The organism is Metabacillus sp. cB07 (assembly GCF_016839225.1).
In the GTDB taxonomy this organism is placed as follows: Bacteria; Bacillota; Bacilli; order Bacillales; family Bacillaceae; genus Bacillus_P; species Bacillus_P indicus.
This window is the reverse complement of sequence record NZ_CP069296.1, coordinates 1,897,884-1,923,510: the sequence shown is the minus strand read 5'-3', so window position 1 is coordinate 1,923,510 and position 25,627 is coordinate 1,897,884. Positions and strand designations below refer to the sequence as shown.

Annotated in this window: 24 protein-coding genes; all 24 read right to left on the bottom strand. The window is 44.8% G+C overall.

Annotation, left to right across the window (positions count from 1 at the left end; translation table 11 throughout):
- Nucleotides 1-31: 31 nt before the first annotated feature.
- Entirely contained in the window at nt 32-943 is a 912-nt protein-coding gene (gene truB, locus JOJ89_RS09650; RefSeq protein WP_029565625.1) for a tRNA pseudouridine(55) synthase TruB, read from the bottom strand.
- Nucleotides 944-1,009: 66 nt separating this feature from the next.
- On the bottom strand, nt 1,010-1,366 hold the full coding sequence (gene rbfA / locus JOJ89_RS09645; protein ID WP_029281251.1) for a 30S ribosome-binding factor RbfA: 357 nt from the start codon (nt 1,364-1,366) through the stop codon (nt 1,010-1,012).
- Between the two features lie 19 nt (nt 1,367-1,385).
- Nucleotides 1,386-1,664, bottom strand: coding sequence for a DUF503 domain-containing protein (locus tag JOJ89_RS09640; protein WP_029281253.1), 279 nt, complete (start codon nt 1,662-1,664; stop codon nt 1,386-1,388).
- A complete protein-coding gene (gene infB / locus JOJ89_RS09635) occupies nt 1,661-3,814 on the bottom strand; it encodes a translation initiation factor IF-2 (protein WP_203290176.1) in 2,154 nt (717 codons plus the stop codon). Before infB ends, JOJ89_RS09640 begins: the two co-directional genes overlap by 4 nt.
- Before the next feature lie 18 nt (nt 3,815-3,832).
- Complete coding sequence (locus JOJ89_RS09630; protein WP_029281257.1) at nt 3,833-4,135, bottom strand: YlxQ family RNA-binding protein; 303 nt, start codon at nt 4,133-4,135, stop codon at nt 3,833-3,835.
- The gene (rnpM, locus tag JOJ89_RS09625) at nt 4,135-4,410 is read right to left on the bottom strand and encodes an RNase P modulator RnpM (protein ID WP_029281259.1); all 276 of its coding nucleotides are present in this window, start codon (nt 4,408-4,410) and stop codon (nt 4,135-4,137) included. Before rnpM ends, JOJ89_RS09630 begins: the two co-directional genes overlap by 1 nt.
- 13 nt (nt 4,411-4,423) lie before the next feature.
- Nucleotides 4,424-5,557, bottom strand: a complete 1,134-nt coding sequence (gene nusA, locus JOJ89_RS09620; protein WP_029281261.1) for a transcription termination factor NusA — start codon at nt 5,555-5,557, stop codon at nt 4,424-4,426.
- Nucleotides 5,558-5,626: 69 nt separating this feature from the next.
- Nucleotides 5,627-6,100, bottom strand: a complete 474-nt coding sequence (gene rimP, locus JOJ89_RS09615; RefSeq protein WP_029281263.1) for a ribosome maturation factor RimP — start codon at nt 6,098-6,100, stop codon at nt 5,627-5,629.
- 312 nt (nt 6,101-6,412) lie between these two features.
- The gene (locus JOJ89_RS09610; RefSeq protein ID WP_029565623.1) at nt 6,413-10,720 is read right to left on the bottom strand and encodes a PolC-type DNA polymerase III; all 4,308 of its coding nucleotides are present in this window, start codon (nt 10,718-10,720) and stop codon (nt 6,413-6,415) included.
- A 129-nt stretch (nt 10,721-10,849) separates the two neighbouring features.
- Nucleotides 10,850-12,553, bottom strand: a complete 1,704-nt coding sequence (locus tag JOJ89_RS09605; RefSeq protein ID WP_203290175.1) for a proline--tRNA ligase — start codon at nt 12,551-12,553, stop codon at nt 10,850-10,852.
- 58 nt (nt 12,554-12,611) lie between these two features.
- Nucleotides 12,612-13,874, bottom strand: a complete 1,263-nt coding sequence (gene rseP, locus JOJ89_RS09600; RefSeq protein WP_203290174.1) for an RIP metalloprotease RseP — start codon at nt 13,872-13,874, stop codon at nt 12,612-12,614.
- A gap of 15 nt (nt 13,875-13,889) precedes the next feature.
- Nucleotides 13,890-15,035: a 1-deoxy-D-xylulose-5-phosphate reductoisomerase gene (dxr, locus tag JOJ89_RS09595; RefSeq protein WP_203290304.1), complete on the bottom strand. Its 1,146-nt coding sequence runs from the start codon at nt 15,033-15,035 to the stop codon at nt 13,890-13,892.
- A 117-nt stretch (nt 15,036-15,152) separates the two neighbouring features.
- Nucleotides 15,153-15,926 carry an undecaprenyl pyrophosphate synthase gene (locus JOJ89_RS09590; RefSeq protein WP_203290173.1) on the bottom strand — a complete coding sequence of 258 codons (774 nt, stop codon included), beginning with the start codon at nt 15,924-15,926 and terminating at the stop codon, nt 15,153-15,155.
- A gap of 130 nt (nt 15,927-16,056) precedes the next feature.
- Nucleotides 16,057-16,614 (bottom strand): ribosome recycling factor, encoded by a 558-nt coding sequence (gene frr / locus JOJ89_RS09585; RefSeq protein ID WP_029281276.1) that lies wholly within the window; start codon nt 16,612-16,614, stop codon nt 16,057-16,059.
- Nucleotides 16,615-16,616: 2 nt separating this feature from the next.
- On the bottom strand, nt 16,617-17,339 hold the full coding sequence (gene pyrH, locus JOJ89_RS09580; protein ID WP_203290172.1) for a UMP kinase: 723 nt from the start codon (nt 17,337-17,339) through the stop codon (nt 16,617-16,619).
- Nucleotides 17,340-17,512: 173 nt separating this feature from the next.
- Nucleotides 17,513-18,394 (bottom strand): translation elongation factor Ts, encoded by an 882-nt coding sequence (gene tsf / locus JOJ89_RS09575; protein WP_203290171.1) that lies wholly within the window; start codon nt 18,392-18,394, stop codon nt 17,513-17,515.
- 161 nt (nt 18,395-18,555) lie between these two features.
- Nucleotides 18,556-19,254, bottom strand: coding sequence for a 30S ribosomal protein S2 (gene rpsB / locus JOJ89_RS09570; RefSeq protein ID WP_029281282.1), 699 nt, complete (start codon nt 19,252-19,254; stop codon nt 18,556-18,558).
- A gap of 151 nt (nt 19,255-19,405) precedes the next feature.
- A complete protein-coding gene (locus JOJ89_RS09565; RefSeq protein WP_203290170.1) occupies nt 19,406-19,849 on the bottom strand; it encodes a DUF6115 domain-containing protein in 444 nt (147 codons plus the stop codon).
- Nucleotides 19,850-19,900: 51 nt separating this feature from the next.
- On the bottom strand, nt 19,901-20,668 hold the full coding sequence (locus JOJ89_RS09560) for a FliA/WhiG family RNA polymerase sigma factor (RefSeq protein ID WP_203290169.1): 768 nt from the start codon (nt 20,666-20,668) through the stop codon (nt 19,901-19,903).
- A gap of 36 nt (nt 20,669-20,704) precedes the next feature.
- A complete protein-coding gene (locus JOJ89_RS09555) occupies nt 20,705-21,199 on the bottom strand; it encodes a chemotaxis protein CheD (protein WP_203290168.1) in 495 nt (164 codons plus the stop codon).
- Between the two features lie 21 nt (nt 21,200-21,220).
- The gene (locus JOJ89_RS09550; RefSeq protein WP_203290303.1) at nt 21,221-21,673 is read right to left on the bottom strand and encodes a chemotaxis protein CheW; all 453 of its coding nucleotides are present in this window, start codon (nt 21,671-21,673) and stop codon (nt 21,221-21,223) included.
- A 41-nt stretch (nt 21,674-21,714) separates the two neighbouring features.
- The gene (locus JOJ89_RS09545; protein WP_203290167.1) at nt 21,715-23,679 is read right to left on the bottom strand and encodes a chemotaxis protein CheA; all 1,965 of its coding nucleotides are present in this window, start codon (nt 23,677-23,679) and stop codon (nt 21,715-21,717) included.
- Nucleotides 23,680-23,716: 37 nt separating this feature from the next.
- Nucleotides 23,717-24,763, bottom strand: a complete 1,047-nt coding sequence (locus JOJ89_RS09540) for a protein-glutamate methylesterase/protein-glutamine glutaminase (RefSeq protein WP_203290166.1) — start codon at nt 24,761-24,763, stop codon at nt 23,717-23,719.
- A complete protein-coding gene (locus JOJ89_RS09535) occupies nt 24,764-25,627 on the bottom strand; it encodes a MinD/ParA family protein (protein WP_203290165.1) in 864 nt (287 codons plus the stop codon).

The window sequence follows — 25,627 nt, the reverse complement described above, 5'->3', positions numbered from 1 at the left end:
GTTCACCTTTTCTGTATCAGCATTCTTCACATCAGTCAATTGCAAGGACTTTGGAAGGTTTTAGGAAGTGAGGCTTTTCAGGATGCTGCCTGTATATAGCAAGACATGTCCCGTCTTCTCCGTACACAGCAATGGATTCCGCACCGGGGTTTAAACCTGCCGGAACCTCAAGCAGTGTGCCGTTTTTCACTTTCTTTGCTAATGTATCATTTATTGAAAGTTTCGGCAAATGATTTAAAGCTGTTCCAATCGGGATCAAAAGCTCCTGCAGACGGTTTTCTTCTGCCGCCTTTTCAATTTCTTCAAAGGTATGGCACTCGTCAATGGTAAATGAGCCTGAGCCTGTCCGCACGAGACGGGACATGTGGGCCGGATAGCCGAGGTGTTCGCCGATCATGACAGCAAGGGTCCTCACATACGTTCCTTTAGAGCATGAAACTTTGAAGCGGAAAGAGGCTGTTTCCCCGCCTGACTGCACACTGGACAGCAATGTCATCTCATGAACGGTGATCTTTCTTGAAGGGCGCTCAATTGTCTGTCCTGCGCGTGCGTATTCATACAGCTTTTTGCCTCCGATTTTGACAGCAGAATACATGGGGGGCACTTGATCAATTTCACCCGTCAGACTGCGGAGGGCCTCAAGGGCCATTTCATCTGTAATCGTTTCATTGACGGCTTTTCTCTCGACTATTTCACCGGACGCATCCTCTGTTTCGGTTGATATGCCGATGGTCACTTCTGCCTCATATGTTTTTGACTCTGCCGTCAAATACTCGACGATCTTTGTTGCGCGGCCAAGACACACAGGCAAAACGCCTGTTACATCCGGGTCAAGCGTGCCGGTGTGCCCCACCTTTTTCGTTTTTGCAATTCTTCTCATTTTCGCGACACAGTCGTGGGATGTCATTCCTGCAGGCTTATGTATTAATAAAACACCTTCCATGAAACATGTTCCGCCTTTCTGTCTGCAGGCTAAACGAAAAGGATAGACAGATGTCTATCCTTTCTTTTAGTCTTCCTGCTTGTTTTCCTGGTTGATTTCGTGTATCAGCGTTTCGATCCGGTTGCCGTAGTCAACCGATTCATCAAATTCAAAAAGAATCTCAGGTGTCTTTCTGAGCCTGATGCGCTGTCCGATTTCAGAGCGGATAAATCCTTTGGCTTTTGCGAGGCCTTTAAGAGTGTTTTCTCTCTTTTCCGCGTCCCCAAGAACTGAAATATAGACTTTTGCAATTTGAAGGTCTCCCGAAACTCTTACATCTGTTACAGTGACGAAACCGATGCGCGGGTCCTTGATTTTGCGGCTGATGATCTCACCAAGCTCTTTTTTCATTTGCTCGCCGACTCTGTTTGCTCTTAAACTCATGCTTTCTTTCACCTCACCGTTAAAACCAATCAAACGAGGTTACAGTGCGCTCAATTTCCGGAAAAGAATCAATCATGGCAAGAGCCTTCTGAATTTCTTTTTCCGTCTGAACTTTACTTGATGTCACGGCAGCTATGCCAATCTTTGTCCTCTGCCATGTATCCTGAAAATCAATTTCTGAAACAGAGACATTCAGCCTCTGCTTCAGTCTCATTAAAACACGCTGTAAAACGGCCCGTTTGTCTTTCAGCGACCGTGCGTCATAAATGATGCATTCGCACTCCGCATATCCAATCACTTGCGTTCGATCTCTTCCATTACGTAAGCTTCAATGATGTCTCCTTCTTTAATGTCATTGAAGTTTTTGATGGTAATACCGCACTCGTAGTTCTGTGCTACTTCTTTCACATCATCTTTGAAGCGTTTCAGAACATCCACTTCGCCTTCAAATACGACGATGCCATCGCGGATTACGCGGATGCTGCTGTCACGTGTGATTTTGCCGTCCGTTACATATGAACCGGCGATGGTGCCGATTTTAGAAACTTTAATCGTCTGGCGGACTTCAACCTGGCCGATTACTTTTTCTTCAAATTCCGGATCAAGCATACCCTTCATGGCAGCTTCAATTTCTTCGATTACTTTATAAATAATGCGGTGAAGGCGAATGTCAACATTTTCGGCATCGGCCGTTCTCTTAGCATTTCCATCAGGGCGGACATTAAATCCGATGACGATAGCATTTGATGCCGATGCAAGGATCACATCGGATTCTGTGATCGCACCTACTCCGGTCATGATGATTTTCACTTTTACGCCTTCAACATCAATTTTATTAAGAGATGCTGCAAGTGCTTCGGCAGAACCTTGTACGTCAGCTTTAACAATCAGGTTGATATCTTTAATATCTCCCTGCTTGATTTGCTCAAACAAGTCGTCAAGGCTTAGTTTTGCGCCTTCTCTGCGCTGCTCGTCAATTTGTTTGCTGGCACGGGCTTCACCGACCTGGCGCGCTTTTTTCTCATCTGCAAATACCATGAACTGGTCGCCAGCCTGAGGCACATCGTTCAAGCCGGTAATTTCAACAGGAGTCGATGGTCCGACTTCCTTCACGCGTCTTCCAAGATCATTGACCATCGCACGGACGCGTCCGTATGTGTTGCCGACTACAATGGAGTCCCCAACGCGGAGTGTGCCGTTCTGTACAAGCAGAGTGGCAACAGAACCGCGGCCTTTATCAAGCTGCGCTTCAATAACTGTACCCGTTGCAGAACGGTTTGGATTTGCTTTCCATTCTTCTACTTCACTTACAAGAAGAATCATCTCAAGCAGTTCTTCGATACCGTCACCGGACAGTGCTGAAAGCGGAACAAAAATCGTATCTCCGCCCCATGCTTCAGAAACCAGACCGTATTCAGTCAGCTCCTGCATCACGCGGTCAGGATTTGCTGCTTCTTTATCCATTTTATTTACTGCTACGATGATCGGCACTTCAGCTGCTTTTGCATGGCTGATTGCTTCAACTGTCTGAGGCATAACACCGTCATCAGCTGCAACAACAAGAATAGTAATGTCCGTTACTTGAGCTCCGCGTGCACGCATCGTTGTAAACGCCGCATGTCCCGGTGTATCAAGGAAGGTAATCTTCTTATCGTTGACAACAACCTGGTATGCACCGATATGCTGCGTGATTCCGCCAGCCTCGCCTGCTGTTACCTTTGTGTTGCGGATCGAGTCAAGAAGCGTTGTTTTACCGTGGTCAACGTGACCCATGATCGTTACAACAGGAGGACGGATTTGAAGCTGTTCTTCCTGATCTTCCGTTTCATATCCTTCAAATTCTGTTACGTCGAATACAATGATCTCTTCGACTTCTACACCGTATTCACCCGCAATCAGCTCAATTGAATCTTTGTCAAGATCCTGGTTGATTGTGGCCATTACTCCAAGCATAAAGAGCTTTTTGATGATTTCTGAAGGCTCTTTATGAAGCTTTGAAGCAAGTTCGCCTACTGTCAGGCTGCCTGTAAACGTAATTTTGCTCGGCAGTTCTTTTTTAGGCTGAACCGGAGCTGCTCCCTGAGGTCTGCGCTGATTGCCTCCCCGCTTGTTGCCGCCGGGTTTTTTTGCTTGATTGTTTGTTTTTCCTTTATTGAAAGGCTTGTTGCCGCCTTTGTTTGCTGGTTTATTTGTATTGGCTGGTTTGTTGTTAGTATTCTCTTGTTTTTGCATAGGCGTTTTGTGATCTTCCCTTTGTTTGACAGAAATTGATTTAGATGGTTCTTTTTTATCTGCCTTGTATTTTCCGTCCAGTTTAACAATTACATGATCGTCAATCGTTGACATGTGGTTGCTGACTTCTACATTCATGCTCTGCAGGGCTGTTATGACATCCTTGCTAGAGATGTTCTGTTTTTTTGCATATTCGTATACTCTCATTTTCGTCATATGGTCACCCCCAGGAAATTAATCGAGCAAGGTTTTCATTTTAGAGGCAAAGCCTGAATCGACGATTGCCACAACGACCCGGGCATCTTTGCCAATCGCCTGGCCCAGCATATGCCGGTCCGGGACCGAAACAACAGGAATACGATAATAGCTGCATTTGTCATGTACCTTTTTGGCCGTATTATCTGATGCATCCAGAGAGAGAAGAACGAGTTTCGCGCGGGACTGCCGCACTTCTTTAATGACAAGCTCTTCCCCCGAAACAATTTTTCTTGCCCGATTTGCAAGGCCCAGTAAGGACATCCATTGCTGTTTTGACATTAATGGTTCTCCTTTTCAGCCAGCTGAAGCAATTCTTCATAGATGCTGTCTTCGATTTTCACTTGCAGATGGTTTGCGAGGACATTTTTCTTCTTCGCCTGCAAAATAGCGTCTTTATCAAGAGAGAGGTATGCTCCCCGCCCGTTTTTCTTCCCTGTGGGATCGACGGAGACTTCGCCTTCTTTTGAACGGACAATACGAACAAGTTCTTTTTTAGGTTTCATTTCTCCAGTTGCCACGCATTTGCGGAGCGGAACTTTTCTTTGATTGTTCACATTGCCTCACCTCTTACTTGTCTAGTTCGTCATCACTGAAGGAAAAAAGCGGCTCGTCATCTTCGCTGTCTTCAAGCGGAACATTTGCTCCGGCACGAGGGTAGATACCCATTTGAACAGCATCTGATTCACTCTTAATATCAATTTTCCAGTTTGTCAGTTTGGCTGCAAGACGGGCATTCTGGCCTCTTTTGCCAATTGCAAGGGAAAGCTGATAATCAGGCACAACAACTGTTGTCGCCTTTTCTTCCTCGTTTACATTGACGTCAAGAACTTTGGAAGGGCTTAGGGCATTGGCAACAAATTCGACCGGATCATTCGACCAGTTGACGATGTCGATTTTTTCACCCTTCAGCTCGTTTACAATCGCCTGAACACGCTGGCCTTTAGGTCCGACACATGAGCCGACTGGATCAACTTCGGAATTCTCGGAGTAAACAGAGATTTTCGAACGGTCGCCTGCTTCACGGGCTACAGATTTAATTTCAACGGTTCCGTCATAGATCTCCGGAACTTCAATTTCAAATAAGCGCTTCAGCAGGCCCGGATGAGTGCGCGAAACGAAAATTTGGGGACCCTTCGTTGTTTTTTCCACTTTCGTGATAAAAACTTTAATGCGGTCATGAGGCTTGTATTTTTCGTTCGGCATCTGTTCGCTGACAGGAAGGAGCGCTTCGATTTTGCCCAGGCTGACGTAGATGAACTTAGAATCGATGCGCTGCACGATTCCTGTCATAATATCTTCTTCGCGGTCAACGAATTCAGAGTAAATGACTCCGCGTTCTGCTTCGCGCACGCGCTGAGTGACGACCTGCTTCGCTGTTTGGGCTGCTATGCGGCCGAAATCCTTCGGTGTTACTTCCATTTCCATCACATCATTTACCTGAAAGCTCGGATTGACGCTTTGGGCTTCTTCAACAGAAACTTCAAGTCTTGGATCATACACTTCATCCACGACATCTTTTCTTGCAAAGACTCTCATTGTTCCTGTGTCGCGGTTAAGATCCACGCGCACATTCTGCGCCTGATTGAAATTTCGTTTATAAGCAGAGATCAAAGCAGCTTCAATTGCTTCAATGATCACTTCTTTGCTGATGCCCTTTTCTTTTTCAAGGATGGTTAAGGCATCCAGTAATTCATTACTCATTTTAACGGTTTCCCCCTTATCCATATAGCAGAAATACTTGCATCCTGCTTTTCATTTCATAAAAACAAGTTAATTGAAGGTGACAGCGAGTCTTGCGCTGGCAACTTTTTCGTATGGAATCTGAATTTGTTTTTTCCGGGTCTTAATTGTGACTGTTACAACGACGTGTTCTCCGTCAAATCCAGTCAGCTCGCCTTCAAAAACTTTTGAGCCTTCGAAAGGTTCATATGTTTTGATGTACACATTTTTCCCAATCGATTTTTCGAAGTCAGCTTCTTTTTTTAGCGGGCGTTCAGCACCGGGAGATGAAACTTCGAGGAAATAATTTTGTTCGATCGGATCTGTTTCATCCAGCTTTTCGCTGAGCTTTTCGCTGACAATCGCACAATGCTCAATATCAATTCCATCGCTTGAGTCTATGAATACGCGAAGAAACCATTCTTTTCCTTCTTTAACAAATTCAATATCCACTAATTCCAATGTTAATTCATCTAAAATCGGCGTCACTAGTTCGGCAACGATTTCAGTAACTTTTTTGCTCATCCCGTTCCTCCTTGTGAAATAGAAGCAAATATAGCTTTTAGCTGCTGAAAAACCCTGCTTCATATTGAGCAGGGAATGTATGTACTAAACACGCGATCCGAATGAAGAGACACAAAATATCTCTACTCAATACGAAAGAGTGGGTTTCCCCACTCTCTGCCTCTAACTATCGTTAGCATTTCCATAAAGAATATAACATAACCGGCCATTTATTGCAAATTAAAATCATAGACCGTTCAAGGTTCTGAGCCAAATTGCAAGAAAAAAACGCTGGTACGTCACCGGTAATTTTCTCCTGTTTCAGGCTCGTCATTAAAACAGCGAAAGCTGATTCTGGTCAGGGAGCGACTCAAGACATCCCTGGTTGGTCAGGTACTCGATGATCGTCTTGGATACTTTTCCCCGCTGCTGAAGGTCTTCTTTTGAAAGAAACTCCCCTTCTTCTCTTGCTTTTACAATGTTGATGGCGGCATTTGTCCCAAGTCCCGGAATGGAATTAAAAGGCGGGATGAGCGAATTGCCGTCGATCAGGAAATCTGTTGCACTTGAGCGGTAAAGATCGACCTTCTGGAAGGAGTACCCCCGTTCGCACATTTCAAGAGCCAGTTCAAGGACAGTCAGCAAACTTTTTTCCTTAGGAGATGCTTCAAGCCCTTTCTGGTTGATCTCCTCAATTCTCGCTCTGATTGCAGCAGAGCCCTTTGCCATGCTTTCTACGTCAAAATCATCTGCACGGACGGTAAAATAAGCCGAATAATAAAGAAGCGCATGATGGACTTTAAAATAGGCGATTCGGACTGCCATTAATACATAGGCAGCTGCGTGGGCCTTAGGGAACATATATTTGATTTTCAGGCAGGAGCCAATATACCAGTCAGGCACATTGTTTTTTTTCATCTCTTCAACCATCTCAGGCGTCAGTCCTTTTCCTTTTCGGACAGATTCCATGATTTTAAAAGCAAACGATGGATCAAGCCCCTGATAAATCAAGTAAACCATAATGTCATCACGGCAACCGATTACTTCGCTCAGGGTGCATGTGTTGTCATGAATAAGCTCCTGCGCATTGCCAAGCCATACATCTGTTCCATGAGAAAGGCCCGATATTTGGACAAGCTCTGAAAAGGTTGTCGGTTTCGTATCTTCAAGCATCTGGCGGACAAACCTTGTTCCGAACTCGGGAATGCCAAGGGTGCCGGTTTTACACATGATCTGCTCTTCCGTTACGCCGAGTGATTCTGTCCCGCTGAAGATCTTCATGACTTCTTTGTCGTCTGTCGGAATGGTTTTTGGATCTATCCCGCTCAGGTCCTGAAGCATCCTGATGACCGTCGGATCATCGTGTCCGAGGATATCGAGCTTCAGAAGATTGTCGTGAATGGAATGGAAGTCAAAGTGAGTTGTTTTCCATTCCGCCCCGGTGGCATCTGCCGGAAACTGAATCGGCGAAAAATCGTAAATGTCCATATAGTCAGGAACGACGATAATACCGCCCGGATGCTGCCCTGTGCTCCGTTTTACGCCTGTGCAGCCCTGCACGAGACGGTCAACTTCTGCATTCCGGAGCATGAGGTTGTTATCACCCGCATATCCCTTGACATAGCCGTAAGCCGTTTTCTCGGCCACGGTGCCGATTGTTCCTGCACGGTATACATTATCTTCGCCAAACAGCTCTTTTGTGTAGTTGTGGGCTCTTGGCTGGTATTCTCCTGAAAAGTTCAAATCGATATCAGGAACTTTATCTCCTTTAAATCCAAGGAACGTTTCAAACGGGATGTCATGGCCGTCTTTATGATATTTTGCCCCGCATTCCGGACAATCCTTGTTCGGAAGGTCAAAACCCGATCCGACAGATCCGTCGTTGAAAAATTCCGAGTGCTTGCAGTCAGGGCAGACATAATGCGGCGGCAGAGGATTCACTTCGGTTATTTCCGTCATCGTTGCAACGAGCGACGATCCGACGGAACCCCTGGATCCTACTAGATAGCCGTCATCAAGCGATTTTTTAACAAGCTTATGGGAAATGAGGTAAATAACCGCGAATCCATGGCCGATGATGCTCTTTAATTCTTTTTCAAGTCTTGCTTCCACAATTTCCGGGAGATCGTCTCCATAGATGCTTCTCGCCATGCCGTAGCTCATATCGCGGATTTCCTGGTCTGCACCTTCAATTTTCGGCGTATACAGGTCGTCCTTGATCGGTTTAATGTCATCGACCATAGCTGATACTTTATGAGTGTTGTCAATGACAATTTCACGCGCTTTTTCTTTTCCGAGAAAATCAAAGCAGTCAAGCATCTCGTTCGTTGAACGGAAATGCACATTCGGAAGCTCATGACGGTTAAGCGGATTTGCCCCGCCCTGCGAACTTACGAGGATTTTACGGTAAATCTTGTCCTCCGGCTGAAGATAATGTACGTTTCCTGTTGCAACAACAGGCTTTTCAAGCTTTTCGCCAAGGCTGACAAGGTTTGAGATGATCTCTTTCAGCGCCATTTCATCCCTTATATATTCCATTTGGATTAAATGACGGTATACCTCTGGCGGCTGAACTTCAATGTAGTCATAAAATGCTGCAATGTCTTCCACTTCTTCAGGCGATTTTTGCATCATGCCTTCAAATACTTCACCGCGGTCGCACGCCGATCCGACAATAATCCCTTCCCGGTGTTTGACAAGCTGAGATCTCGGGATGCGCGCAACTCTGTAGAAGTAATCTATATGCGACATGGAAACGAGTTTAAACAGGTTTTTCAGTCCCGTTTCATTCTGGGCAAGAAGGATGGCATGATACGGACGCGCCCGCTGGTAAGCATTGCCCTGGCCCATATTGTCATTAAGCTGAAGGTGATTCTCAATTCCCTTTTCAGCTGCATCCTTGAGCATGCGCAATAGCAGATATCCAGTTGCTTCAGCATCATAAATGGCACGGTGATGCTGAGTAAGTTCAATGTCAAATTTCTTGGCAAGTGTGTTCAGCCTGTGGCTTTTCATCTCGGGATAAAGAAAGCGTCCAAGCTCAAGCGTATCTATGACCGGATTTGCAGCCTTCCCGGTGCCAAGCAGCTTTTTATAGCCTACATTCAAAAAGCCCATATCAAAGCTTGCATTGTGCGCAACGAGGATGTCGTCCCCGGTCCACTCTTTAAACCGGCGAAGCACTTCATCCACATTCGGGGCGTTTGCCACCATATCATCAGTGATCCCCGTCAAATCAATCGTAGTAGCCGACAGCCGGTGATGGGGATTGGCGAATGACTCAAACCGGTCAATGATCTCGCCGTTTTTGATTTTGACCGCAGCGAGTTCAATAATTGTGTCATAAACAGCGGAAAGACCTGTCGTCTCAACGTCAAAAACAACATAGGTTGCTTCAGGCAAAAAGCGGTCCTGCGGGTTGTAGGCAATCGGAACTCCGTCATCCACCAGATTGATTTCCACGCCGTACAGAATCTTGATGCCGTTTTTCTTACCTGCCGAATAGGCTTCAGGGAAAGACTGCGCCACTGCATGATCTGTAATCGCAATTGCGGGATGGCCCCACTTTTTAGCCTGTCCGACAAGCGAGCCTACTGATGATACAGCATCCATCTGGCTCATCGGACTGTGAAGATGAAGTTCAATCCGCTTTTCTTCCGAAGTATCCTGTCTGACTTCCGGTTTAATCTCGTTGATATCATTTGCAATCATGACAAGATCTCTTACAAACGTATCGTTTTGGATGCTTCCGCGCACTTTCACCCACATGCCCTTTTTCAATGTTTGAAGAAGTGCTGCATCTTCTTTATCACGGGCAAACATTTTCACGAGGATGGAGTTTGTGTAGTCTGTTATTTTAAAGGTGCTGAGCGTTCTGCCGCTCCTCAATTCTCTTGTTTCTGCATCAAACACATAGCCTTGTACGGTGATGCGGCGCTCTTCATCTTCGATTGTATCAATCTGCTTAATTTCTTCGTCATTTTTTATCGCATATCCGATCATCAGCGGACCTTGCGGAGCTTCATCCTGCTCTTTGTCTTTCTTCTCCATTTCGGTGATGGCGAGCATGACTTTTTCCTGATCCTCGAGTTTTTTCTTTTCCTGGAATTGAGCTATTTCTTCTTTTGAAATAGTCGTTTTCGTATCGAATTGCAGGGACGGAAACCCGTACTGCGAAAAGCTGTCCTGAAGCAGCGGTGTATATTTTTTCTTAATGGCCATTGCTTCTGTTTCATTTTTCGTTTTAATGATCAGTTTGACCCCCTGCACTTCAGGAGTCTGTTCATTTAAAAGAGACAGCATGGGAGGAGAGATTCCCTCAAGCTCCTGAACACAAACCGACCAGTAGTCTGCAACGAGTTTTTCGTTGAACGACTGATCCTTTACCGTCAGATGAAAGGTTACATCTGCAATATGAGAAAATGCTTTTGTCAGCTTTGCCTGAAAAAGGCGGTATGCATCAAATGGGAGGATTTTTTGAAAGGAAAACTGAAACTCCCATTTTTTCTGCTGCTTTAAAACAGTCAGTTTTGTAATGGCACCTTCAGAGAAAAACGGGTAAACCGTATCTTCTGTCAGCCCGATTTGCTGAAGCAGAAGGTGAAATCGTTCTTTTTGAGCCTTGAGACGCTCTTCTTGCATGTCTGATTTTTCCCTCCTTGAAACTTTTTCCATCATAATTGAAGGTACCTCGCACGAAGCGGGGTACCTTGTCAATTTGTTATTCACTTACTCTATCATACCATAGATGAACAATTGGCATCACAGGTTTTACTTCTGAAGCAGCCGTGAAATCGTTTCATGCAGATCAGTGAGAGATACGTCCATACCCTCTCCTGTTTTCCGCTCTTTTACTTCCACGATGCCGTCTTCTGCCTGTTTTCCAACTACGATTCTGACAGGAATGCCTATCAGGTCAGAGTCGGCAAATTTAACCCCTGCGCGTTCGATTCTGTCATCATAAAGAACTTCAAATCCAGCCTCCAAAAGCTCCGCATACAGTTTTTCGCCGAGTGAAGACTGCGCATCCTGTTTTGCATTTGCTGTGATCAGGTGGACTTGGAACGGCGCAACAGCAGCCGGCCAGACAATTCCCTTATCGTCATTATACTGCTCAACAATGGCAGCGAGCGTTCTTGAAACTCCGATGCCGTAACAGCCCATAATCATCGGCTGCGCTCTGCCGTTTTCATCAAGGAACGTCGCATTCATTGCTTCACTGTAGCGGGTTCCAAGTTTGAATACATGTCCCACTTCAATTCCTTTGGCAAACTGGATCGTTCCTTCTCCGTCCGGTGAAGCGTCTCCCTCTTCAATGAAGCGAAGGTCAGCATACTGACTGACAGTTGCATCACGGTCGAGATTAACGCCTGTATAGTGATAATTCTCTTCACCTGCGCCGCAAACGCCGTTTACAACGGACTGCACCGCATGATCGGCAATAATCTCAATTTTCGAATCTGCTCCCACCGGGCCGACAAAGCCTGGCAGAACTCCTGCCGCCTGCTTCGTTTCTTCAGGTGTCGCAAGTTCAACAACTGATGCCCCGTAAAGGTTTTTGATTTTAATATCATTGATTTCGTGATCGCCGCGTGCAAGCACCATCACAAATTTCTCGTCCACTTTAAACACAAGAGATTTAATCAGCTTCTCTTTTTCAACGTTCAGGTACTCTGCTACCTCATCAATCGTTCTTTGATCCGGTGTTTCTGTTTTGACAAGGTCCTGCTGTTTTTCACTGCTTTTCTCGTATTGAGTAATAACAGGAGCCATCTCTACATTGGCAGCATAGGTCGATGTGTCTGAATAGGCAATTGTATCTTCGCCGACGTCAGACAAAACCATAAACTCATGGGTGTCTTTTCCGCCCATGGCGCCTGAATCAGCAATAACTGCCCGGTAATTTAAGCCGCAGCGTGAAAACACATTGCTGTATGCTTGAAACATCTTTTCATACACTTCATCAAGACTTTCAAATGAAGCATGGAAAGAATAGGCATCTTTCATAATGAACTCGCGTCCGCGCAGAAGTCCGAACCGTGGACGCTTTTCATCCCTGAATTTTGACTGAATCTGATACAGATTTAAAGGAAGTCTTTTATAGGACTTAACTTCGTCGCGCACAAGAGATGTAATAACCTCTTCATGTGTGGCGCCAAGCGCAAATTCACGGCTGTGTCTGTCTTTCATTCTCATAAGCTCAGGGCCGTATGTGTACCATCTGCCGGATTCCTGCCAAAGTTCTGACTGCTGCAGTGCAGGCATAAGCAGTTCGGCTGAGCCTGCACGATTCATCTCTTCGCGTACAATCTGCTCAATTTTTTTAAGAACAATAGAGGCAAGCGGCAAATAACTGTAGATTCCGCTCGCATTTTGCCGCATGTAGCCTGCCCGGAGCAAAAGCTGGTGGCTTTTAATATCCGCATCTGCAGGCACTTCTCTTAAAGTAGGAATAAACGTCATACTCTGTTTCATCTAAAGCACCTCTATTTAAGTAATTAAAACTCGCTTTTTTCAGCTGGCTGCAGCCGTTTTATAAAAAGAATCGCTGAATGTCATTCCACGTTACGACAAGCATCAGGAGCATCAGCAGAGCAAACCCGATAAAGTGGACAACGCCCTCTTTCTGGCGGTCAATCGGTTTCCCTCTAAGCGCTTCAACAAGGAAAAAGAGCAGTCTTCCGCCGTCAAGAGCCGGAATTGGAAGAAGGTTGACGATACCAAGATTAATGCTCAGGATCGCAGCCCAGCTCATCAAATTAATGACGCCCGTTTTTGCTACTTGATCTGTCATGTCATAAATGCCGACTGGGCCTGAAAGCATATCAATGGAAAACTGGCCTGTGATCAGCTTGCCAAGACCGAGGACAATTTCTTTTGTCCAGTTAAATGTTTCTGTTATACCGTAAGTCAGAGAACCGATAAACGATTTTTCAACCGGATTGTAGGCTCCGATTCTGCCGATGGTTTCCTCACCGATTTTGCTCGCTTCAGGGATGACCTCAATTTCAAGATCCTGCCCGCCGCGGTTCACGCTGAAAGTAAGCTCCTGTTCAGGATTTGACTGAATAACAGATACTACCTGCTTCCAGGAAGACATCACTTTGCCCTCAATGGCCGTGATCTCATCGCCCTCTTTTAAACCTGATTCAGCGGCAGAGCCGTCTTCTGTCAATTTCCCAAGGATAGGCTCGTCTATTGGAGCCCCCTGAATAAAACCCAGAGAGAAAAGCAGGACAAATGCAAGGATAAAGTTCATCAGCGGGCCTGCAATAATCGCAGCCGTTCTCTGACCGAGTGTTTTTGAACCGAACTGGCGGTTATACGGTGCAATTTGAACTTCTGATCCATCTACGATAAAAAATGAACGCTCACTGACATCAAAATGCTTGAGAACTTCATCTTCTTCGCCCTGTTCATACCCTGAGATGAACATTTTGTGCTCAAGGTCTGCCTGTTCGACTTCTATGACTCTTGCACGGGGATATTTTTCTTTATTATTGAGAATGATTTTTTCAACTTGATCCTGTTTGTTAAAGAGCAGTCCGACGTTATAGCCGGGCTTAACCTCTATCATTTCAGGGTCTTCGCCGGCCATCCGGACAAATCCGCCTAAAGGAAGAAGTCTGATCGTATAGACCGTCTCATTTTTTGTAAAAGAAAAGATTTTCGGGCCGAATCCGATTGCAAACTCACGGCAAAGAATACCCGCACGTTTAGCTAAAACGAGATGTCCCAGCTCGTGAAAGAAAACGAGCGCCCCAAAAATAACAACAAACGCCAAAACGGTATTCACGTTTCATGACCACCTTTATGAATAGAATGATTGAACAAATTCTCTTGTCTCTTTGTCCACTTCTTGAATGATATGCAGATTCGGGTCTGTTATCACACAATGTTTTGAAAGTGCCCTCTCAATCAGGTCTTCAATTTGAAGAAACTTAATTTTCCCTTTCAGAAAAGCGGCCACAGCTTCTTCATTTGCAGCGTTCAGGACAGTCGGCATTGTTCCTCCAATTTTACCTGAATCATAAGCGAATTGTAAGCAGCGGTACCGTTCAAAATCAGCTTTTTCAAAGTGAAGCTTGCCCGCTTCCCATAAATTCAGCTGTTTCGTATCCGGCATCGGCAATCGTTCAGGATAAGACAGGGCATATTGAATCGGCACTCTCATATCAGGTGTTCCAAGCTGGGCAATGACGCTCCGGTCATGGAATTCAGCCATGGAATGGATAATGCTTTCTTTGTGCAGCAGCACATCGATCTTTTCATATGGCAGGTCAAACAGCCAGTGCGCTTCAATGACTTCAAGACCTTTGTTCATCATTGTCGCAGAGTCAATCGTGATTTTAGCTCCCATCGACCAGTTCGGATGCTTAAGGGCTTCTTCTACAGTGACATTTTCAAGGTCCTCCCGCTTCCTGTCGCGGAAGCTCCCTCCAGAAGCAGTAACAATAAGCCGCTCCAAAGATTTTGGATTCTCTCCCTGAAGACACTGAAAAATAGCTGAATGCTCGCTGTCTACAGGCAAGAGCTCCACATTGTATGTTTTTGCATGAGCTGTTACAAGATGGCCCGCCGTTACAAGTGTTTCTTTATTGGCAATGGCGATTGTTTTTTGGCATTCAATTGCTTTTAATGTCGGCAGAAGACCGACACTCCCCATAACAGCATTGACCAGGATGTCAGCTTCAGGCAAAACGGCAGCTTCAATCAGCCCTTCTTCGCCAAAAGCAAAGGACACGTCCGGAAATTCACTTTTCAGTTGTGAATATGCATCAAAGTCATTTACAGCTACTAAACGGGGCGAAAACTCAATAATTGCTTTTCTGCCTAAAGCAAGGTTGCTTCCAAAAGACATGGAAACTAGCTGAAATTGTTCCGGATGAGCTTTAATGACATCAAGTGTCTGCTGTCCGATTGAGCCTGTTGCCCCCAATAAACTGATTTTCTTCACCATGTCACTCCCCATTCGTCTGCTGCAGATCTCTGTATATCTGGATTGTGCAAATAACGTGCGCCTGCACCTATCAATTATGTATAATCCCTGGATGATAAACCAGGGAAATTGCCTTTACAATCCTCCAAACCTTCTGCCTCTGTGCTGATACTCATCGATGGCTGAAAGAAGGTGATCTTCGCTGAAATCCGGCCAGAGAACATCCGTAAAGACGAATTCCGAGTAGGCAAGCTGCCAAAGCATGAAGTTGCTCAGCCTGATTTCCCCGCTTGTCCGGATCAGCAAATCAGGATCTTTCATTCCGCTTGTCATTAAATAACTTGAAAACAGCTCTTCACTTATGTCTTCAATCTTTAATTCGCCGTTTTCTGCATCTTCAACAATGCCGCGGACAGCATGAATCATCTCCGCCCGGCTTCCGTAATTCAAGGCAAAATTTAAAATAAGTCCGTTATTGGATCCTGTTTCCTCTTTTGCTTTTTGCACAGCTCGCAGCGTATGCGCTGGTATTTTGGATTCGTCGCCAATAATTCTGACCTGTACATTTTCTTCAATAAGCTCCGGCAAAAAAGTTCCGAGAAACTCTTCAGGCAGCTTCATCAGGTAATCGACTTCAGACTTTGGGCGTTTCCAGTTTTCCGTTGAAAAAGCATATAGAGTAAGAGCCTTTACACCGAGCTCATTGGAAAGCTTTGTGATTTTTCTTACTGTCTTCATGCCTTCATGGTGTCCGGCAATCCTTGGAAGTGCGCGTTTTTTGGCCCATCTCCCATTTCCGTCCATAATAATGGCAATATGTTCAGGTATTCCCCGTTTGATCAAGTCATCTTTTGAGGTAACAGACAGTTCCCGGTTAGGATTTCTCCAATTTTTCAGTTTGCCCAGCATGTGATTCCTCCATCACCCGTAACATTCTGCGGTCTCATATACTGCAGCGGTGTTAACAGTATTAACAAAAAAACCCCCTGTAAACATAAGAGGGTCTTTTGAGCACAATTCCATTGTACAGATTTTTAACTTAAACTTCCATGATTTCTTTTTCTTTATCTTTTGCAATAGCGTCAATTTTGCTGATGAACTCATCCGTCGTTTTTTGAACTTGATCATTGTTTGTGCGAAGCTCATCTTCTGTGATTTCGCCATTTTTCTCAAGCTTTTTCAAATCGTCGTTTGCATCACGGCGCACATTGCGGACGGCAACTTTCGCTTCTTCAGCATACTTCTTTACAAGTTTAGCAAGCTCTTTGCGGCGCTCTTCAGTAAGGGCCGGAATAGCAAGCCGGATTAAAGAGCCGTCGTTTGTAGGATTTAATCCAAGATCAGATTTAAGGATAGCTTTTTCGATTTCGCCAAGTACTGTTTTGTCATAAGGCTGGATCACAAGCAGTCTTGCTTCAGGTGTGTTAATAGAAGCAAGCTGGTTGACCGGTGTAGGCGCACCGTAGTAATCTACGACAATTTTATCAAGAAGAGATGCATTTGCACGGCCTGCGCGAACGGTTGAAAGCTCTCTGTTATAGGCAGATACCGCTTTTTCCATTTTATCTTTTGCTTGTGCAAGAACTTGTTTTGCCATCATTATTTCCCCCTTACAATTGTTCCGATATTTTCGCCGAGTACTGCACGTTTAATGTTGCCTTCTTCCATAACAGAGAAGACAATCAGCGGGATATCATTATCCATGCAAAGTGATGAAGCAGTAGAATCCATCACTTCCAGACCTTCTTTCAATACATCAAGGTAAGACAGTGTTTCGTATTTTACAGCGGCTGCGTCTTTCTTTGGATCAGCTGTGTAGACGCCGTCAACGTTGTTTTTAGCCATCAGAATGACATCTGCTTCGATTTCTGCTGCCCGGAGCGCCGCTGTTGTATCAGTGGAGAAGTATGGGTTTCCCGTACCTGCAGCAAAAATGACAACTCGTTTTTTCTCAAGGTGTCTGATTGCTTTTCTTCTGATATAAGGTTCTGCAACCTGTCTCATTTCAATGGAAGTCTGAACGCGTGTCTGAATGCCGAACGTTTCAAGGCTGTCCTGCAGAGCAAGTGAATTCATCACCGTTGCAAGCATTCCCATATAGTCAGCAGTTGCACGGTCCATGCCCATTTCACTGCCGATTTTGCCGCGCCAGATGTTGCCGCCGCCTACAACTACAGCCACCTCAACACCAAGCTCTGCAATTTCTTTCACTTGTTTGGCAATGGACTGAATGACAGCAGGCTTAATCCCAAAGCTGTCGGTTCCAGCTAACGCTTCTCCGCTCAATTTAAGTACGATACGATTATATTTAGGTTTACTCATAATGACCTCCAAGTCTTTTCGGGTAAATCGCTGCATGTAAATGATTCAAGCTGTATTCACCCCGCGGGGAAACAGGCTTTTTCAAAAAGAGGGAACACAGAAGTGTGTTCCCTGTCTTTCATTTACTCGTCTTCATTAAGGAAAACAGCTGTTTTCTCTTATGTCGGACTAAATTATTTTTTGACTTGGTTCATAACTTCTTCAGCAAAGTTATCCTGGCGTTTTTCAATGCCTTCGCCTACTTCAAAGCGAGTAAAGCTTCTTACTGTTGCGCCTTTAGACTCAACAAATTGTTTTACTTTAAGATCTGGGTTTTTAACGAAATTCTGCTCAAGAAGGCAGATTTCTTCGAAGAATTTGCCAAGGCGGCCTTCAACCATTTTTTCAACGATATTAGCTGGCTTGCCTTCGTTTAGAGCCTGCTGAGAAAGAACTTCACGCTCGCGTGTTACTTCTTCTTCGCTTACAGCGTCACGGCCGATGTATTTAGGGTTAACTGCCGCTACGTGCATAGCAACGTCTTTTGCAGTCTCTTCGTCAGTTGTTCCTTCAAGAACAGTAAGAACGGCAATGCGGCCGCCCATGTGAAGGTAAGAACCGAATGCATCGCTGTCAGTTTTTGATACAATATCAAAGCGGCGAAGAGTGATCTTTTCGCCGATTTTAGCGATTGCAGAGTTGATGTAGTCATTTACAGTTGTGCCGTTGTCCATTTCTGAAGCAAGAGCCGCTTCAAGATCAGCAGGCTTTTTAGCAAGAAGATGTGAAGCAAGTGTGTCAAGAAGCTCTTTGAATCCTTCGTTTTTAGCAACAAAGTCCGTTTCAGAGTTTACTTCAAGGATAACTGCTTCGTTGCCTTCCGCTTTAACAAGAGCAAGACCTTCAGCAGCGACGCGGTCTGCTTTCTTAGATGCAGATGCAATTCCTTTTTCGCGAAGGAAATCAATCGCTTTTTCCATATCGCCTTCTGTTGCAGTTAGTGCTTTTTTGCAGTCCATCATGCCTGCACCAGTTTTTTCGCGTAATTCTTTTACCATTTGAGCTGTAATTGCCATGAGAGTTTTCCTCCTTAATTTTCGGCGGTTCCGCCATTATGTATTGGTTTCATTCTGAATCAGAATGTTTTTCGTTTTGTTAAAGGGGGCTTTTCCCATCAGGAAAAAGCCTCTTTAAAAAAGGTGATAAAAGGCATTCCCCTCTTATCACCTTAACTTGATTAAGCAGTTGTTTCTTCACCTTGTTTTGTTTCAAGAATTGCATCAGCAATTTTAGAAGTTAAAAGCTTAACTGCACGGATTGCATCATCATTTGCAGGAATTACGTAATCAATTTCATCCGGATCGCAGTTTGTATCAACGATACCAACGATTGGAATGTTCAATTTGCGTGCTTCAGCAACGGCAATGCGCTCTTTGCGAGGGTCAATGATGAATAGTGCATCAGGAAGACCTTTCATGTCTTTGATTCCGCCCAAGAATTTTTCAAGACGCTCAAGCTCTTTGTTAAGCTGAACAACTTCTTTCTTTGGAAGAACTTCGAAAGTGCCGTCTTCTTGCATTTTTTCGATGTCTTTCAGACGTTTGATGCGCTTTTGAATTGTTTCAAAGTTTGTAAGCGTTCCGCCCAACCAGCGTTGGTTAACGAAGTACATTCCTGAACGCTCAGCTTCTTCTTTAACTGAATCCTGAGCTTGCTTTTTAGTTCCTACGAAAAGAATTGTGCCGCCGTTTGCAGCTAGTTCTTTCGTGAACTGGTAAGCTTCTTCAACCTTCTTAACTGTTTTTTGAAGGTCGATGATGTAGATGCCGTTACGCTCAGTGAAGATGTAACGCTTCATCTTAGGGTTCCAGCGGCGTGTTTGATGACCGAAATGAACACCTGCTTCAAGTAGTTGTTTCATTGAAATGACTGACATGGTATTTCCTCCTAATGGTTTTTTCTCCTCCGCACATATCATCTTCAGGCAAAACTGTCTAAAACAGCACCAATGCCTGAATCTATGGCGTGTGTATTAACACCAAAAATTAATATATCACAATGAAAAATCATTCGCAAGCAAAATTCGACTAGAATTGGCGGAATTTCAGCATAAGGGAGATTTCTGTTTTTCCTTTATCAAGCTTTTTTGCTATTTCTTCTATTGTATAGCCATTTTGATAAAGGTTTAATACATCTAGACGAAATTGATCCGCCTGGTCTTTTTTCTGAGGGGTTTCATCTGCAGGAGCTTCCCCATGAGAAAGCTCCTTTTGCTGAACCTCTTTCCCTTCATCAGCTTCTGCGGAACTTTCGTCCGTTATAAACGAACGGTCAAGCGCAGCCAGAAGCTTTTCATTCTCTTCTCTCATCTCAAGCATGCAGGCAGCAAGCGCCTGTTCTGTTTCATGGAGCATGGCAGCCTGTCTTTTTTCAGCCTGCAGCACATTTTTATAACGTAAAAATAAAAGTGCAATCAAATAAAGTGATGCAGCGTGCAGAATAAGGCTTAATGCCAGGAGTGCTGCTGTCATATACCGTTTCACCTGACCTTTTTATATCGCCTGTTTACAAAAGCTTTCCCGTCAAGAATTAATTTTTTCAAGAAGATGCTTCAGCTTAAACAGAGCTTTTGAATGAATCTGCGAAATGCGTGATGTAGAAAGACTTAAGACCTGCCCGATTTCAGTCAGCGTCAGTTCCTCTTTATAAAATAGACTGATGACCTGCTGCTCTTTTTCTGTCAGATTGACAATGACTTCTGCAAGCTGTCCGATCAGTTCATCCTTTATCATTTTCTCTTCAGGCATTTCAGCTTTTTCATCCCTGATAACAAATTTCTGATGGTCCTGTTCATCATGCTCATGATTTTGATCATCAATGGAAAGAACATTGGCAAAGAAGCCTTCATTCATGATCGAGATAACTTCATTTTCCGACATTTCAAGGTCTGCGGCCACTTCTTTTGGTTGAACATTCCTCAAATATTTTTGTTCCAGCCGTTCAATGGCGGCATCCACTTTTTTTGCTTTTTCTCTTGAGCTGCGGGGCAGCCAGTCTTCTTTTCTCAGTCCATCAAGGATCGCTCCTCTGATCCTGAAAGAAGCATACGTTTCAAATTTCAGGTCGCGTGTGTAGTCAAACTTTTCAAGAGCATCGTAGAGACCGACCATGCCTATGCTTTTTAAATCTTCTTTGTTGACAGATTTGGGCAGACTGACTGAAATACGCTGTACATGATAGCTGACAAGGGGCAAATAGCGGTGAATCAGCGCATTGCAAGCTTCATGGTCACGGCAGTGAATCCATTTATTCCAATATTCTTGTTCTTCGAGTTTTGCAGCTTGTTCCATTTTTCTCCCCTTCTGCTGTGATATTTTCGGTGTCTGTCAGATCGTTTTTGCAGATTGATTGACTGTGAAAATAGAAAGCTTTCCTGTTGCGGGATTAAACTCGATTGTTCTCCCGCTGCTTCCCCCAGTATCCATGCTGATTACAGGAATTTTCAATATATCCAGCTGCTCTAAAACGGCGGCCACATTCCTTGCCCCGATGTTGAGCATCCCCGAAGGCTGAAAAGGGAACATTTGCGCTCCGCCTGCAAGCTTTGCTTTCAAAGCACCCTTTCTGCACCCTCTTTCTGCTAATTTTTCAGCCAGGTCCTTTACAGCTGTATCCGCATATTTGGAAGGACTGTATTCTCCTGTGCGGGACAAGGAGGAATCAGGCAGCATGATGTGTACGAGGCCGGCTGTTTTTTTTTCCTCATCGTACAGAACAAGTCCTACACATGAGCCAAGTCCGGAAGTTCTTATTAAATATGGCTGTGAAACGATGTTTTTTTCAGCAATTCCAACCTTGATCATTCGCTCCTGTCTGTCCATTCCAAAGGCTTCCATCGCGGATTATGCATGCTGAACATTCCGTTTGCTGCTTGCAGGAAAATGTGATGTATCTGCTAAAACCTTATTCAGATCCAGAAGAATGATCAGGCGTTTGCCTGATTTTGCAACGCCGACAATGTATTCCGCCTCTTCTGCTCCTGCAACTTCAGGTGCAGGCTCACGCTCTTCAGGCGACAGATCAATGACATCATTTGCTGAATCAACGATAAAACCGACTTCATATGAATCAAGAGCAGCGACAATAATCCGGCTGCTTTCAGACAATTCTTCCTGCGCAAGCCCAAATCGCGTTCTCAGATCGATCACAGGAGTAACAATCCCCCTCAAGTTCATGACCCCTCTTACAAAAGAATCAGTTCCTGGCACACGCGTGATAGTCTGCATTTTTTCTATTGATCGCACTTTTCCGACAGCAATGCCGTATTCTTTGTTATTAAGCTGAAAAACAATCATTTTCTCAAGCGTATCATTCACGTTTCTTCTCTCCCTTCCGGCTATTTAATCAGGGCGTTGCAGTCGATAATAAGGGCTACTTGTCCGTCTCCTAAAATCGTAGCTCCTGAAACAGCAAAAACAGAATTCAAGTAGTTTCCGAGGGGTTTGAGCACAATCTCCTGCTGGCCAATAAAAGAATCCACCATCAGGGCCGCAAGCCGGTCGCCTTTTTTGACGATGACGATCGCAAGGTGCGAGTCATCATACGGGTCGCAAGGGACCTCTAAAATTTCCTTCAGTGAAACAAGAGGAACAATTTTCCCTCTGTAATCGATGACTTTCTGGTTGTGAGCACTCAAAATTTCATCTCTTCTGATTACCGCTGTTTCAATAATAGAAGAAATCGGAATCGCAAATGTCTCATTTGCAAGCTTCACAAGCAGCACTGAGATAATGGATAAAGTCAGCGGAAGCTGGATGGAAAACAGTGAGCCAAATCCTTCCCTTGACTGAATGGTTATGCTGCCTCCAAGTGATTCAATCGTATTTTTGACAACATCAAGACCCACGCCTCTGCCTGAAACATCTGAAATGGTGCTCGCCGTAGAAAATCCTGATGCAAACATGAAGTCATAAACCTGTTCATCAGACAAGTCTAGGGCATCTCTTTCAGTGACAAGCCCGCGCTCTAATGCCTTTTTCAAGATCCTCTGCCTGCTTATGCCGGCCCCGTCATCTTCTATATCAATAAAGACATAATTACCGCTGTGGTAGGCTTTTAAGGCGACGTTTCCTTCTTCAGGTTTACCATTCATCCTCCGCTGCTCAGGTGTTTCAATTCCGTGATCAAGCGCATTTCTTAATAAATGGACGAGAGGATCGCCAATTTCATCAATGACTGTTCTGTCAAGTTCTGTTTCAGCTCCAGTAACAGACAGATGAATTTTTTTGTTCAGATCCTTCGCCAGCTGGCGGACCATCCTCGGAAAACGATTAAATACTGTTTCAACAGGCACCATTCTCATGTTTAAAATAATGGTCTGCAGATCTCCGGATATGCGGCTCATATGTTCTACTGTTTCATTGAGTTCGCTGTTTTTCAGATCTTTTGAAATTTGTTCAAGGCGTCCCCTGTCAATGACAAGCTCTTCAAACAGGTTCATCAGGCTGTCGAGTCTCTCAATGTTCACACGGATTGTCTTTGAACTTCCTGAAACCTTTGCAGCTGCCGTCTCAGCTTCAGCCTCAGACTCTGCTGCAAGCTTATCTGCGTCCTTTTCAATAAAGACGGACTGATCAAGTGCAAGCGGGCTGATTTCGACTCTCTCAACCTCTGAAACTTTCATCATCTGCGACTGAATGGCTTCCGGCTGCTCTTTTGAAACGAAAATCAAACTGAAGGCTGAATCGAACTTTTCCTCCTCAAGCATGTCCGCTGCCGGAACAGATTTAATGATCTCGCCAAGTTTTTCACCAAGCTCAAAAATCATGAAAACCCTTGCTGCTTTTAAAAGACAGTCCTCTCTCAGAAAAACAGTAATCTCGTAAGGCTGATACCCCTGCTCTGCCCCCTGCTGGATGACTGTGCGTTCAAAATCATCAAGGATCATCGGTTCGGTCTGAACAGGCAGCACAGGCTGTTCTTCAGTGCCATCTAGCTTTTTAAACTTTTCAATAATTTGGAGCACGTCTTTTTTTCCGTTTCCTCCGCCTGCAATGGAAAGAACCATCTCTTCGAGAAGATCAACAGCTTCAAATGCGGCATCAAGGACAGCAGGCTTAACAGACAGCTTTCCGTGACGAATGGCATCAAGCACGTTTTCCATATGGTGAGTCAGATTTGCAAGGTCCGTATATCCCATCGTTGCACTCATGCCTTTTAACGTGTGAGCCGACCTGAAGATTTCATTTACAATAGCTGAATCTTCAGGATTTTTCTCAAGTTCCAGGAGCTTTTGGCTGCAGGACTGCAGATGCTCTTTGCTTTCTTCAATAAAGACATCTAAATATTGATTCATATCCATTTTGAATTACTCCCCTTAGACTGCGAATATTTCCGGTTTATGATTGAACTGATTTAAGAATCGCATCAGCAATATCCTCCAGATGTTCAACTGCATCAACTGCATTTGTCTCAACTGCCATTTTGGGCATTCCGAATACAACGGATGTCTTTTCGGATTCTGAGATGGCATGAAGAGATCCGGACTTCTTTAATTTTTTCAGTCCTTCCGATCCGTCTGAACCCATTCCTGTCATGATCACAGCAATTTTGTGCACATTTTTGATCAGGCTGAGCGATTCAAACAATACATCAACAGAAGGTCTGTGAGCCGTGTTGAGGCTTTCCCTGCTGAGTCTGATCACAAGCCCGGACTTTGATTCTTCCACTTTCATGTGAGTTCCGCCAGGTGCAATATAGGCTGTAGCCTTTTTAACAAGTTCCCCGTCTTCTGCCTCTTTAACAGTAAGACGCGATAACGTGTCAAGCCGCGCTGCAAGCGAGGCGGTAAAGCCTTCCGGCATATGCTGCACAACAAAGACCGGTGCGTTCAAATCGGCCGGAAGCTTTGGCAGTACCTGCTGCAGCGCTCTTGGTCCTCCTGTTGATGTGCCAATGCAGATGACTTTCATGCTGCTGTTCAGTCTGGACGTTTTCCTTTCGTTAAAAGGCCTGTTTCTTTCGTTAACAGTGATGGACTTCATTTTCAGCTGGCCAGCCATTTCAACCTTTCTGATCAGGTCGTCCTTCACTTTATGCAGATCAAGCGAGATTGCCCCGGAAGGTTTAGGAATAAAATCAACCGCTCCCATTTGAAGAGATTGAATCGTGAGATCCGCTCCCCGCTGCGTCATGCCTGAAAACATGATAACCGGCTTTGGCGTTCCCTCCATGATTCTCTTCAGTGTCTGAAGTCCGTCCATACCAGGCATTTCTATATCCAGCGTCACTACATCCGGATTCAGCGCCTTCACTTTTTCGAGTGCATCCTCTCCGTTTCTTGCTGTGCCGGCAGCATAGCACGTACCGCTTTCATTCAGGAAACCGGCAATCAGTTTCCGCATAAATGCAGAATCATCCACAACTAGAACAGACGTTTTATTCATTTATTCTCCGCCTCCCCTGAAGAGCTGTGACACTCTGGAAAAAAATGATGGTTTTTGCTTCGGTGCCTCTGAAGAGGGTGCAGAAACCATGCTTTCAGCAATCCTGCAAATTCCGCGCGAAGCCGGGCATTTAGGAAACAATATGCTGAATGGCACCTGCCTTTTTACGGCTTCTGATACGAGTGGATCCTCTGGCATCCAGCCTGCAAAAGATACCTCTCTTTCAATAAAACGGGTGACAGCCGACTGCATTCTGGCAAATGTTAATCGGGCTGTTTTTTCGTCATTGGCTTTATTGACAACAATGGAAACAGGTATGGATTTTTCATGGAAGCTTATGACCTTAATCGCTGAGTAAGCATCTGTTATCGCAGTCGGCTCAGGTGTCGTCACAACTGCCAGCTCATCAGCACTCATGGCAAACTTTAAGCTGTCAGATGTCATTCCTGCACCAAGATCAAGCAGCAGATAATCGTATGTGCAAAATGCCTGGTCAAGTTCTTGCGAGAAGGCCGAAAGCTGGTTTTCATTTAGGGAAACTACATGCGAAAGTCCTGTACCTCCTGAAATGTAGTCAAAACCGGCACTGCTTCTGCAGATGATCTCACTCAGCCTCTTTTCTCCCTGAAAAAAATCAATCATGGAATGTCTGCTGGATTCCCCGATTAAGAGATCGATATTTCCGTAGCCAATATCAAGATCTAAAATAAGCGCCCGTTTTCCCCGTACGGAAAGCTGTGCTGCAAGATTTACGGTGAAGCCCGATTTTCCGACTCCTCCTTTTCCGCTCAGCACGGCAATCGCCTTGGCGGTTTTGTTTTCTGTCTTAAAGATCTGTCTTCTTAACTGCTCTGCCTGATCCAT

Coding starts and splice junctions, on each gene's coding strand:
- JOJ89_RS09535 (WP_203290165.1), bottom strand. CDS start 25,627: ATGGATCAGGCAGAGCAGTTAAGAAGACAGATCTTTAAGACAGAAAAC.
- frr (WP_029281276.1), bottom strand. CDS start 16,614: ATGGCAAAACAAGTTCTTGCACAAGCAAAAGATAAAATGGAAAAAGCG.
- JOJ89_RS09630 (WP_029281257.1), bottom strand. CDS start 4,135: ATGTCAAAACAGCAATGGATGTCCTTACTGGGCCTTGCAAATCGGGCA.
- JOJ89_RS09610 (WP_029565623.1), bottom strand. CDS start 10,720: ATGCAAGAAGAGCGTCTCAAGGCTCAAAAAGAACGATTTCACCTTCTG.
- JOJ89_RS09560 (WP_203290169.1), bottom strand. CDS start 20,668: ATGGAACAAGCTGCAAAACTCGAAGAACAAGAATATTGGAATAAATGG.
- JOJ89_RS09590 (WP_203290173.1), bottom strand. CDS start 15,926: ATGCTGGGCAAACTGAAAAATTGGAGAAATCCTAACCGGGAACTGTCT.
- rbfA (WP_029281251.1), bottom strand. CDS start 1,366: ATGAGTTTAAGAGCAAACAGAGTCGGCGAGCAAATGAAAAAAGAGCTT.
- tsf (WP_203290171.1), bottom strand. CDS start 18,394: ATGGCAATTACAGCTCAAATGGTAAAAGAATTACGCGAAAAAACTGGT.
- JOJ89_RS09555 (WP_203290168.1), bottom strand. CDS start 21,199: ATGGACAGACAGGAGCGAATGATCAAGGTTGGAATTGCTGAAAAAAAC.
- JOJ89_RS09565 (WP_203290170.1), bottom strand. CDS start 19,849: ATGACAGCAGCACTCCTGGCATTAAGCCTTATTCTGCACGCTGCATCA.
- truB (WP_029565625.1), bottom strand. CDS start 943: ATGGAAGGTGTTTTATTAATACATAAGCCTGCAGGAATGACATCCCAC.
- pyrH (WP_203290172.1), bottom strand. CDS start 17,339: ATGAGTAAACCTAAATATAATCGTATCGTACTTAAATTGAGCGGAGAA.
- JOJ89_RS09540 (WP_203290166.1), bottom strand. CDS start 24,763: ATGAATAAAACGTCTGTTCTAGTTGTGGATGATTCTGCATTTATGCGG.
- nusA (WP_029281261.1), bottom strand. CDS start 5,557: ATGAGTAATGAATTACTGGATGCCTTAACCATCCTTGAAAAAGAAAAG.
- JOJ89_RS09550 (WP_203290303.1), bottom strand. CDS start 21,673: ATGATTGTTTTTCAGCTTAATAACAAAGAATACGGCATTGCTGTCGGA.
- rpsB (WP_029281282.1), bottom strand. CDS start 19,254: ATGTCAGTCATTTCAATGAAACAACTACTTGAAGCAGGTGTTCATTTC.
- JOJ89_RS09545 (WP_203290167.1), bottom strand. CDS start 23,679: ATGGATATGAATCAATATTTAGATGTCTTTATTGAAGAAAGCAAAGAG.
- rimP (WP_029281263.1), bottom strand. CDS start 6,100: ATGAGCAAAAAAGTTACTGAAATCGTTGCCGAACTAGTGACGCCGATT.
- JOJ89_RS09605 (WP_203290175.1), bottom strand. CDS start 12,553: ATGAAACAGAGTATGACGTTTATTCCTACTTTAAGAGAAGTGCCTGCA.
- infB (WP_203290176.1), bottom strand. CDS start 3,814: ATGACGAAAATGAGAGTATACGAATATGCAAAAAAACAGAACATCTCT.